Annotated in this window: 9 protein-coding genes; all 9 read left to right on the forward strand. The window is 65.4% G+C overall.

Translation table 11 applies throughout. The annotated features are described in order from the left end of the window. Positions 1 to 337: 337 nt before the first annotated feature. A complete protein-coding gene (locus tag ACVK00_RS27100) occupies positions 338 to 1495 on the forward strand; it encodes an ABC transporter substrate-binding protein (protein ID WP_284900374.1) in 1158 nt (385 codons plus the stop codon). Positions 1496 to 1696: 201 nt separating this feature from the next. After that, positions 1697 to 2752 carry a branched-chain amino acid ABC transporter permease gene (locus ACVK00_RS27105; protein WP_105830751.1) on the forward strand — a complete coding sequence of 352 codons (1056 nt, stop codon included), beginning with the start codon at positions 1697 to 1699 and terminating at the stop codon, positions 2750 to 2752. 4 nt (positions 2753 to 2756) lie between these two features. Beyond that, a complete protein-coding gene (locus tag ACVK00_RS27110; RefSeq protein WP_284900371.1) occupies positions 2757 to 4541 on the forward strand; it encodes a branched-chain amino acid ABC transporter ATP-binding protein/permease in 1785 nt (594 codons plus the stop codon). Then, positions 4541 to 5299 carry an ABC transporter ATP-binding protein gene (locus ACVK00_RS27115; RefSeq protein ID WP_284900368.1) on the forward strand — a complete coding sequence of 253 codons (759 nt, stop codon included), beginning with the start codon at positions 4541 to 4543 and terminating at the stop codon, positions 5297 to 5299. Before ACVK00_RS27110 ends, ACVK00_RS27115 begins: the two co-directional genes overlap by 1 nt. 494 nt (positions 5300 to 5793) lie before the next feature. Then, entirely contained in the window at positions 5794 to 7764 is a 1971-nt protein-coding gene (gene mnmG / locus ACVK00_RS27120) for a tRNA uridine-5-carboxymethylaminomethyl(34) synthesis enzyme MnmG (RefSeq protein ID WP_228906375.1), read from the forward strand. After that, positions 7761 to 8447, forward strand: a complete 687-nt coding sequence (gene rsmG, locus ACVK00_RS27125) for a 16S rRNA (guanine(527)-N(7))-methyltransferase RsmG (RefSeq protein ID WP_284900365.1) — start codon at positions 7761 to 7763, stop codon at positions 8445 to 8447. Before mnmG ends, rsmG begins: the two co-directional genes overlap by 4 nt. 51 nt (positions 8448 to 8498) lie before the next feature. Next, positions 8499 to 9278 (forward strand): ParA family protein, encoded by a 780-nt coding sequence (locus ACVK00_RS27130; protein WP_175708633.1) that lies wholly within the window; start codon positions 8499 to 8501, stop codon positions 9276 to 9278. 31 nt (positions 9279 to 9309) lie between these two features. Further along, positions 9310 to 10203 (forward strand): ParB/RepB/Spo0J family partition protein, encoded by an 894-nt coding sequence (locus ACVK00_RS27135; RefSeq protein WP_105830793.1) that lies wholly within the window; start codon positions 9310 to 9312, stop codon positions 10201 to 10203. A gap of 13 nt (positions 10204 to 10216) precedes the next feature. Further along, positions 10217 to 11347, forward strand: coding sequence for an SLC13 family permease (locus ACVK00_RS27140; RefSeq protein WP_228907590.1), 1131 nt, complete (start codon positions 10217 to 10219; stop codon positions 11345 to 11347). The last annotated feature ends 286 nt before the right edge of the window (positions 11348 to 11633 follow it).

The following is an 11633-nucleotide window of genomic DNA, read 5'->3' on the forward strand; positions in this document are numbered from 1 at the left end:
CATATGAACTGCCGCTCTTCCGATCTTGCGCCGCCCGCGTGCGTGGCCGAATCCGGTCCGGCCGGTGGACCTGCCGGCGATCGTTGCCTGCGCATCGATCGCCTTTCCCGCAAAGCCGCATTTCCGCGCTTGCTTCATCCTGACGACATTGCTGCCGCGCATCGTGACGGTCGAACGACCGCTTCGGAATGCGCGGCGGCGCATGCGTGCGCGCGTTTCACGGGAAAACGAGCGTAGGCGCGGCACGGCGAGATAGTTAAATTATTAACTTGTTTGAGGACCGGGAGCCGCCCGAGCGACCCGCGGATTTTTCGAGCAGCGTTTGGAGACAACGTAAATGAAGATGAATCGATGGATGGAGGTTCTGCTTGCCGCAGGCCTCGTGTGTGCGGCAGCCACGGCGTCGGCACAGGTGAAGATCGGCGTGACGCTGTCGGCCACCGGGCCGGCCGCATCGCTCGGGATTCCGGAAAAGAACACGATCGCGCTGCTGCCGAAGGAAATCGCGGGCAAGAGCGTCCAGTACATCGTGCTCGACGATGCGTCCGACACGAGCCGCGCGGTGCAGAACGTGCGCAAGCTGATCGGCGAGGATCACGTCGACGCGATCATCGGTTCGTCCGTCACGCCGAACTCGCTCGCGATGCTCGATCCGGTGTCGCAGGGCAAGACGCCGACGATCTCGCTCGCGGCGAGCGCGCAGATCATCGCGCCGATGGACGCCAAGCGCGCGTGGATGTTCAAGGTGCCGCAGAACGACCAACTGATGGCCGACGCGATCGCCGGCTACATGGCGAAGCACGGCGTGAAGACGATCGGCTTCATCGGCTTCGCCGACGCGTACGGCGACAGCTGGTACAACACGTTCAACGCGGCCGCGGCGAAGAACGGGCTGAAGGTCGTGTCGAACGAGCGCTACAACCGCACCGACGCGTCGGTGATGGGGCAGGTGCTGAAGCTGCTGGGCTCGAACCCCGACGCGGTGTTGATCGCCGGTTCCGGCACGCCGGCCGCGCTGCCGGCCAAGACGCTCAAGGAGCGCGGCTACAAGGGCAAGGTGTACCAGACGCACGGTGTCGCGAACAACGACTTCCTGCGCGTGTGCGGCAAGGATTGCGAAGGCGAGATCCTGCCGGCCGGTCCGGTGCTCGTGACCGACCAGCTGCCGGACTCGAATCCGGTGAAGAAGCCGGCGCTCGGCTACAAGGCCTCGTACGAGAAGGCGTACGGCGCGGGTTCGCTGGCGACCTTCGGCGGGCATGCGTGGGATGCGGGGCTGCTGCTCCAGCGTGCGATTCCCGACGCGCTGAAGAAGGGCCAGCCGGGCACCGAGGCGTTCCGCGAGGCGCTGCGCGCGTCGCTCGAGAGCGTGAAGGACCTGCCCGTGTCGCACGGCGTGATCAACATGACGTCGACCGACCACAACGGCTTCGACACGCGTGCGCGCGTGATGGTGCAGATCGTCGACGGCAAGTGGAAGCTGCAGGCCGAGTAAGCATCACGTGAAACCGGTGGGCGCGGCGCGAACGGCGCCGTGCGCGCCGTCGGCAGCGCGGCGGGCTGGGCGGCCCGCGCTCGCGCCGCATGGAATGTCCGGGAAGCCGCCGCACGACGCCTGACCTTCCGGTCTTGGCGTCCGCGTGCGCGGGCTGCTCCCGTCGCCGTTTCTCCGCAGCATTCTCGATACACGAAACGTATGGATTTCTCGATTGCGGCGATCCTCGCGCAAGACGGCATCACGACCGGCGCCATTTATGCATTGCTGTCGCTGGCGCTCGTGCTGGTGTTTTCCGTCACGCGGGTGATCTTCATTCCCCAGGGCGAATTCGTCGCCTACGGCGCGCTCACGCTTGCGGCATTGCAGGCGCAGAAATTTCCCGCTACCTGCTGGCTGTTGTTCGTGATGGGCATCGCGTGCTTCATGCTGGAAGTCGGCGGCCTGGTCCGCCATCGCGAACGCCGCCATCAGCTCGGCCGCACGCTCGCGACGCTGGCGAGCCGCTACGTGCTGCTGCCGCTTGCGGTGTTCGCGCTCACGCGCAGCTTTGCCGCGCAGCCGTTGCCGATGCTCGCGCAGATCGCACTGACGCTTGCGATCGTCGTGCCGATGGGGCCGTTCGTCTACCGGCTCGTCTATCAGCCGATCGCAGAGGGCACGACGCTGCTGCTGTTGATCGTGTCGGTCGCCGTCCATTTCGCGATGGTCGGCCTCGGGCTCGTGATGTTCGGCGCGGAAGGCTCGCGTACCAACGGATTCGCGGATGCGTCGCTGTCGGTCGGCAGCATGACGGTGTCGGTGCAGAGCATTCTCGTGGTCGTGACCGCGCTGGTGCTGATTGGTGCGCTCTACGTGTACTTCGGTCGCACGATCGCCGGCAAGGCACTGCGCGCGACGTCGGTGAACCGGCTCGGCGCGCGGCTCGTCGGCATCGGCACGACCGAAGCCGGGCGGCTGGCGTTCACGCTGGCAGCGGGGCTCGGCGTGCTGTCCGGCATCCTCGTCGGCCCGCTGACGACCATCTATTACGACTCCGGCTTCCTGATCGGCCTGAAGGGCTTCGTCGGCGCGATCATCGGCGGGCTGGTCAGCTATCCGCTCGCGGCCGCGGGTTCGCTGCTCGTCGGCGTACTCGAATCGTATTCGTCGTTCTGGGCGAGCGCGTACAAGGAAGTGATCGTGTTCACGCTGATCATCCCGGTGCTGCTGTGGCGAAGTTTCGCGACGCCGCATGCGGAAGAGGAAGAGGAGTGACGCGATGAAGACGATGGTACGCAACAAGACCTTCTGGGTGTTTCTCGTGGTGCTGTTCGCGCTGCCGGTGCTGCCCGGCGCGCTGCAGGTGCCGGAATACTGGATCACGCTGCTGAACTACATCGGCCTCTACGCGATCGTCGCGATCGGGCTCGTGCTGCTGACGGGTGTCGGCGGAATGACGAGTTTCGGGCAGGCCGCGTTCGTCGGCATCGGCGCGTATGCGACGGCGTTCCTGACGACGCGATACGGCGTGTCGCCGTGGCTCGCGCTGATCGTCGGCGTCGTGCTGACGGCGCTCGTCGCGCTCGTGCTTGGCGCGGTCACGATGCGCCTGTCCGGGCACTTCCTGCCGCTCGGCACGATCGCGTGGGGCCTCGCGCTGTTCTATCTGTTCGGTAATCTCGAGCTGCTAGGCAAGTACGACGGGATCAACGGGATTCCGGCGCTGAACCTGTTCGGCATCGAACTCGGCAGCGGCCGCAGCCTGTACTTCCTGATCTGGGCCGTCGTGCTGGTGGCGATCGTGTCGGTGCAGAACCTGCTCAACAGCCGCCCCGGCCGTGCGATCCGCGCGCTGCGCGGCGGCGGGGTGATGGCCGAGGCGATGGGGGTGAACACCGCATGGATGCGCGTCGTGATCTTCGTCTACGCGGCCGTGCTCGCCGCGGTATCGGGCTTCCTGTACGCGCACCTCCAGCGCGCGGTGAACCCGACCCCGTTCGGGCTGAATCACGGGATCGAGTTCCTGTTCATGGCCGTGGTCGGCGGCGTGTCGCACGTGTGGGGCGCGGTGCTCGGTGCGGCGATCCTCACCGTGCTGCAGGACTACCTGCAGACGCTGCTGCCGAAGCTGCTCGGCTCGGAAGGCAACTTCGAGATCATCGTGTTCGGCGTGCTGATGGTGCTGCTGCTGCAGTACGCGCGCCAGGGCGTGTGGCCGTTCGTCGCGAAGCTGTTTCCGCGCGGGCCGCGCGCACATGTGCCCGACCAGGCCGATCCGCTGCCGCAGCGTGCGAAACCAGTGGCCGGCGAGCCGCTGCTCGTCGTCGACAACGCGCGCAAGCAGTTCGGCGGGCTGGTGGCCGTCAACGACGTCAGTTTCGACGTGAAGGCGGGGCAGATCATCGGCCTGATCGGCCCGAACGGCGCCGGCAAGTCGACCACGTTCAACCTCGTGACCGGCGTGCTGCAACCGACCGGCGGCACGATCACGTTCCGCGGCGAGCGGATCGACGGGCTCACGTCGCGTCAGATCGTCCGGCGCGGGATCGGCCGTACGTTCCAGCACGTGAAGCTGCTGCCGACGATGACGGTGCTCGAGAATGTCGCGATCGGCGCGCATCTGCGCGGCCATACGGGCGTATGGCGCAGCATCGCGCGGCTCAACGCGCACGAGGAGGCGCAACTGCTGGCCGAAGCGGCACGCCAGATCCGCCGCGTCGGGCTCGAAAAGCACCTGTACGACGAAGCGGGCAGCCTCGCGCTCGGCCAGCAGCGGATTCTGGAAATCGCACGCGCGCTGTGCTGCGACCCGACGCTGCTGCTGCTCGACGAGCCGGCCGCCGGGCTGCGCTACCAGGAGAAGCAGCAACTTGCTGATCTGTTGCGGCGCCTGAAGGCCGAAGGGATGAGCGTGTTGCTCGTGGAACATGACATGGATTTCGTGATGAATCTCACCGATCGGCTGGTGGTGATGGAATTCGGCACGCGGATCGCGGAAGGGCTGCCGCAGGATGTGCAGCAGGATCCGGCGGTGCTCGAAGCGTATCTGGGCGGGGTGGAGTGATGACAGCGGACACGACGATGCCGATTCTCGAGGTGCGCGGACTGGCGGTCCGGTACGGGAAAGTCGAGGCGCTGCACGGTGCGGCGATCAAGGTGGGCGCCGGGCAGATCGTCAGCGTGATCGGCCCGAACGGTGCCGGCAAGTCGACGATGCTGAACGCGATCATGGGTGCGTTGCCGGTGACCGGGCATGCGTCGGGCGCGGTCATGTACCGTGGCAACGACGTGGGCGCGCTGCCGGTCGAGCGGCGTGTCGCGCGCGGGATGTGCCTCGTGCCGGAAAAGCGCGAGCTGTTCAGCACGATGACGGTCGAGGACAACCTCGTGCTGGGCGCGTATCGCCGCAAGCTCGCGGGCGAGTCGAACTTCCTTGACCAGCTCGATCATGTGTTTGCGCTGTTTCCGCGGCTCAAGGAGCGGCGCAAGCAGGCGGCCGGTACGCTGTCGGGCGGTGAGCGGCAGATGCTTGCGGTGGGCCGCGCGCTGATGGGCAAACCCGACCTGCTGATGCTCGATGAGCCGAGCCTCGGGCTGGCGCCGCTGATCGTAAAGGAGATTTTTCATATCATCAGCGCGTTGCGCGGCACAGGTGTCGCGACGCTGCTCATCGAGCAGAACGCGCGGGCGGCACTGCAGATCTCGGACTACGGCTATGTACTGGAGACGGGTGAGTTGGCGCTGGAAGGGCCGGCGGCCGAGCTGGCGCAAAATCCGCGCGTGATCGAAACCTACCTCGGGCTGGCGAAGAAAACGGCTTGATGGTTGCGCGGTTGGCGGGAAACGGGCGGCGTGTTTCACGTGAAACACGCCGTTTTTGTTTTCGGGGGCAGGGCGACGCGTCGATGAATGGGGTTTGGGGATAAGTGCCGGAGCACACAGCCGAAGCGCTGTGATGGGGGCAGGGTGCCTATCGTGCCGGGTTGCACAGGGGAACGAGCGTTGTATGCGCGACAGATCACTATTGCCATGAGACGAACAGCACAGGGGATAAGTATCGGCCGATCGATCGGAAATACTGTGACCCGGCAGGAATGTCGACCCCGGTTTTGCACAGCTTGGCGATGTGCGTCGAGGCCGCGGCGCACATCGCCGTAGCAGGATGGACGGCACAGCTCGGCCGATCGGCCAAAAAAACGGCGAAATGAACCGGCCCTACCATTCGGATGGCCTTCGGGTGAAAAGCGAACCCGCTATAATTCGGCCCATACATTTCTCAGATAGGTTCGTGCGCAGTCCTGTGTACGGAATCCACCATGCTTTTTCCCACAGAATTTGACGTCATCGTTGTCGGTGGCGGGCACGCCGGCACGGAAGCCGCGTTGGCATCGGCCCGTATGGGCGCGAAGACGCTGCTGCTGACCCATAACATCGAAACGCTCGGGCAGATGAGCTGCAATCCGTCGATCGGCGGCATTGGCAAGGGCCATCTGGTCAAGGAAGTCGATGCACTCGGCGGCGCGATGGCTGCCGCGACGGACGAGAGCGGTATTCAGTTCCGGATCCTCAATTCGTCGAAGGGCCCGGCCGTGCGGGCGACGCGCGCTCAGGCCGACCGTATCCTGTACAAGGCCGCGATCCGCCATCGGCTCGAGAATCAGCCGAACCTGTGGCTGTTCCAGCAGGCCGTGGACGATCTGATGGTCGAAGGCGACCGCGTGGTCGGCGCCGTCACGCAGATCGGCATCCGCTTCCGCGCGCGTGCAGTGGTGCTGACGGCAGGTACGTTCCTCGACGGCAAGATCCACGTCGGTCTGAACAACTATACGGGCGGTCGCGCGGGCGATCCGGCGGCCGTGTCGTTGTCAGCGCGCCTGAAGGAGCTGAAGCTGCCGCAGGGCCGCCTGAAGACCGGTACGCCGCCGCGTATCGACGGCCGCTCGATCGACTTTTCGAAGCTGGACGAGCAGCCGGGCGATCTCGATCCGATTCCCGTGTTCTCGTTCCTGGGCCGCGCGGAACAGCATCCGCAGCAGCTGCCATGCTGGGTCACGCATACGAACGAGCGCACGCACGACATTATCCGCGGCGGCCTCGACCGTTCGCCTATGTATACAGGCGTGATCGAAGGCGTTGGCCCGCGTTACTGCCCGTCGATCGAGGACAAGATTCACCGGTTCGCGTCGAAGGAATCGCACCAGATCTTCCTCGAGCCGGAAGGTTTGACGACCAACGAGTTCTATCCGAACGGGATCTCGACGAGCCTGCCGTTCGACGTGCAGCTTGAGCTCGTGCACTCGATGCGCGGCCTCGAGAACGCGCACATCCTACGCCCCGGCTACGCGATCGAGTACGACTACTTCGACCCGCGCGCGCTGAAGGCGTCGCTCGAGACGAAGGCGATCAACGGGCTGTTCTTTGCGGGCCAGATCAATGGCACGACCGGCTACGAAGAAGCGGCCGCGCAAGGCCTGCTGGCCGGCCTGAATGCCGGCCGCTACGTGCAGGAGAAGGACGCATGGTGCCCGCGTCGCGACCAGGCCTACCTGGGCGTGCTGGTCGACGACCTCGTCACGCGTGGCGTGGCCGAGCCGTACCGGATGTTCACGAGCCGTGCGGAGTACCGCTTGAGCCTGCGTGAAGACAATGCGGACATGCGTCTGACCGAGGTCGGCCGCGAACTGGGGCTCGTCGACGACGCGCGCTGGGACGCATTCAGCCGGAAGCGCGACGCTGTTTCACGTGAAACCGAACGCCTGAAGTCGACGTGGGTCACGCCGAAGACGCTGCCGCCGGAAGAGGCGACGGCTTTGCTCGGCAAGGCGATCGATCACGAGTACAGCCTCGCCGAACTGCTGCGCCGCCCGGGCATCAGCTACGACGGCGTGTGCGGCCTGAAGGGTGGCGAATGCGCGCCGGCCGAACCGCTGGCCGACGATCCGGTGCTGCTGGCGCAGATCAAGGAGCAGGTCGAGATCGGCATCAAATATCAGGGCTATATCGAGCGACAGGCGAGCGAGATCGAGCGCAACGATGCGAACGAGAACACGCGCCTGCCGGACGGTATCGACTATCGCGAGGTTCGCGGCCTGTCGTTCGAAGTGAGCCAGAAGCTCAACGAGTTCCGGCCGGAAACGATCGGCCAGGCCTCGCGGATCTCGGGCGTCACGCCGGCTGCGATCTCGCTGCTGATGGTGCACCTGAAGCGCCGTGGTCTCGGCCGTCGTAACGGCACCGCCGCAGAGGCGACGGAGCAGGGGGACGGCACCGTCCCGACGCAACAATGACGGCGCGTCGCGCGCCGGCGGTTAATCGGGACGTACTTGAACAGATGCTCGTCGAAGGCACGGCCGCGCTCGACATCGCATTGACGGATGCGCAACGCAATCAGCTGCTCGACTATGTCGCGCTGCTCGGCAAGTGGAACGCGGTCTACAACCTGACCGCGATCCGCGACCCGAAGCAGATGCTGATCCAGCACCTTCTCGATTCGCTCTCCATCGTTCCGCATCTGCGCGACCGTGCATCGGCGCGCGTGCTCGACGTGGGTTCGGGTGGTGGGCTGCCCGGCATCGTGCTGGCGATCGTCCAGCCGGACTGGCAGGTGACGTTGAACGATATCGTGCAGAAAAAGTCTGCATTCCAGACGCAAATGCGCGCGGAGCTGAAGCTCGCGAACCTGTCGGTCGTCACCGGGCGGGTCGAATTGCTGCAGCCGGGTGTCGACGTGCCGGAAAAATTCGACATGATCGTGTCCCGCGCCTTCGCGGATCTATCCGACTTCGTTAAACTTGCTCGTCATCTCGTCGCGCCCGGCGGATCGATCTGGGCAATGAAGGGTGTTCACCCGGACGACGAAATTGCACGACTGCCGGAAGGCAGCCGCGTAAAGCAGACGATGCGGCTTGCAGTACCGATGCTCGATGCCGAACGGCACCTGATTGAGGTCGTCGTCGACGAGGCGAATTGAAGGCGCGCGGTAGCGCGCCGTTTGTTTGAAGGTAAAGGGAACACACCAACGATGGCAAAGATCTTCTGCGTTGCGAACCAGAAGGGGGGCGTCGGCAAGACGACGACATCGGTCAATCTCGCCGCAAGCCTTGCAGCGCAGGAGCAACGAGTCCTGCTGATCGATCTCGACCCGCAGGGCAACGCGACGATGGGCAGCGGGATCGACAAGGCCGCCTGCGAATCGACCGTGTACGAAGTGCTGATCGACGGCGTATCGGTGACGGAAGCGCGCGTGCGTCCGGAGGGCGTCACGTACGACGTGCTGCCGGCCAACCGCGAGCTGTCCGGTGCCGAGATCGAGCTGATCGGCATCGACAACCGCGAGCGTCGGCTGAAAGCCGCGCTCGAGCACGTGGCCGACGACTACGACTTCGTGCTGATCGATTGCCCGCCGACGCTGTCGCTGCTGACGCTGAACGGACTGTGCGCGGCACATGGCGTCGTGATCCCGATGCAGTGCGAGTACTTCGCGCTGGAAGGGCTGTCGGATCTCGTCAACACGATCAAGCAGGTTCACGCGAACATGAATCGCGACCTGAAGATCATCGGCTTGCTGCGCGTGATGTTCGATCCGCGCATCACGCTGCAGCAGCAAGTCTCCGATCAACTGAAAGCGCACTTCGGCGACAAGGTGTTCGACGCGGTGATCCCGCGCAACGTGCGCCTGGCGGAAGCGCCGAGTTACGGGTTGCCGGGCGTCGTGTTCGACCGCAACTCGCGCGGTGCGCAGGCGTATATCCAATTCGGTGCCGAGATGATCGACCGCGTGCGCGCGTTCGAGGTGTCGTGATCCGGACATGAGCGAAGCGAGGAAGAAAGACATGAACGCGGTACCAAAGAAGAAGGGCTTGGGACGTGGCCTCGAAGCGCTGCTCGGCGGCAGTGCGGACATCACCGAAGCGGTGAAGATCGAAGGGGCGCCGAACACGCTCGCGCTCGGCAAGCTGCAGGCCGGCAAATACCAGCCGCGGACACGGATGGACGAAGGCAGCCTGCAGGAACTGGCGGCCAGCATTCGCGCGCAAGGCGTGATGCAGCCGATCCTGGTGCGACCCATTTCGTCTGACAAATACGAGATCATCGCCGGCGAGCGACGTTTCCGCGCGGCACGCCTGGCCGGTCTCGATGAAGTGCCGGTGCTCGTGAAAGACGTGTCCGATCAGGCTGCTGCCGCGATGGCGCTGATCGAGAACATCCAGCGCGAGGACCTGAACCCGCTGGAAGAGGCGCACGGTATCCAGCGCCTGCTCGACGAGTTCGGTTTCACGCACGAACAGGCGGCCGAATCGGTCGGCCGTTCGCGCAGCGCGGTGTCGAACCTGCTGCGCCTGCTGAACCTCGCTTCGCCGGTGCAGACGATGCTGCTGGCCGGCGATCTCGACATGGGCCACGCGCGTGCGCTGCTCGCGGTCGACGCGGCGACGCAGATCACGCTCGCGCACCAGGTGGTCAACAAGCGCATGTCGGTGCGCGAGACCGAGAAGCTGGTCGCGCACACGACGAAGGAAGCGCCGACGGTGAAGGCGCGCGCGAAGGATGACGGCGGCCGCGACACGCGCCGTCTCGAAGAGGAGTTGTCCGACCTGCTCGCGTCGACGGTGAAGATCAAGCTCGGCCGCCGCGGGCGAGGGCAGGTGATGATCGATTTCGGCAACCTCGATGCGCTCGAGGGCATTCTCGTGCGCCTGCGCGGCAACGTCGCGACCGAAGAGTAACGAGGCGCGATTGATAGAGAACACGGGCGCGGCGGCGCCACGCCGGTGGCTTGCCTGGCTGTTGAAGGAGCCTGTGCTGTCGGTACTGGCGCTTGCACTGATTATTCTGCAATGGTTGCATCCGCAACCAATCGCCGCACTGGCCGAGCGCGTCGACTGGCAGACCGTCGCGACGCTCGCGGGCCTGCTGATGCTGACCAAGGCGCTCGAGTTGTCCGGATGCCTGATGTGGCTCGCGCATCGCATCGTGCATCACGTGCATTCGGAGCGCGGGCTCGCGATGCTGCTCGTCGTGTTCGCGGCGGCACTCGCGATGTGGCTCACCAACGACGTTGCGCTGTTCGTCGTCGTGCCGCTGATGGTGTCGCTGCGCGCGCTGACGCCGCTGCCGTTCCGGCGGCTCGTGATCGTGGTCGCGCTGGCCGTCAACGCGGGGTCCGTCGCGACGCCGCTCGGCAATCCCCAGAACCTTTTCCTGTGGCAATTGAGCGGCATGTCGTTCGGCCGCTTCGTCGTCACGCTCGGGCCGCTCGCGCTGGCGCTGATGGCGCTGCTGCTCGTGCTGACGGCGTGCGCGTTTCGCGCGAAACCGCTCGACCTGTCGGGCGACGTCGAGGCCGTTCCCGTGCAGCGCATGCACGCGCTGCTCGCGGCGGTGCTGTTCGGTGCATTCGTGCTGCTGGCCGATGCGCACCATCCGGTGCCGGCTCTGATCGCCGTCGTGATCGCGCTGCTGGTGGCAAAACGTGACGCAGTCCTGAAGATCGACTGGCTGTTGCTGCTGATCTTCGTGCTGATGTTCGTCGTGCTGCGCAGCGCGGCCGCGCTGCCCGTCGTCCACGACGCGATCGCGCGGACCCATCTCGATTCGCCGCTGCGTGTGTTCGCGGCAGGTGCGGTGCTGTCACAGGGAATCAGCAACGTGCCGGCGGCCATCCTGCTGTCGGAATTCACGCACGACTGGCGTGCGCTCGCGTTCGGCGTATCGGTCGGCGGCTTCGGTTTCGCGATCAGTTCGCTCGCGAACCTGATCGCGGTGCGTCTCGCGAAGGAGCCGCGCATGTGGCTGCCGTTTCACCTGGTGTCGATTCCGTTCGCGATCGCGAGCGCGGCACTGGGGGCGTGGTTGCTCATTCACGGTTGAGCGGCGCGGCCGCCTGCGGTGCAGGCGTGCTGCAAGCCGGGCGGGGAGGGCGCGCGGCGTTCCCGCTCGTTGCGAAGCCGGGCTGTTGATAAGTGCGGCGATACACAGTCGATATTCTGTGGCGGCACAACAACTGATTGCGAGCCTCGTTCCGCTCGCGGCCGAGCGCATTTCGCGCGTTGCGCCCAACGCGGTGCTCACGCTATTTCCTTTGTTCCGCATCGTTGCGCCGGGTCGTTTTACGTGGTCGCGTCACAGCAGCATTCCTGCTGCGATCGCGTCGCGT

The organism is Burkholderia sp. PvR073 (assembly GCF_054055695.1).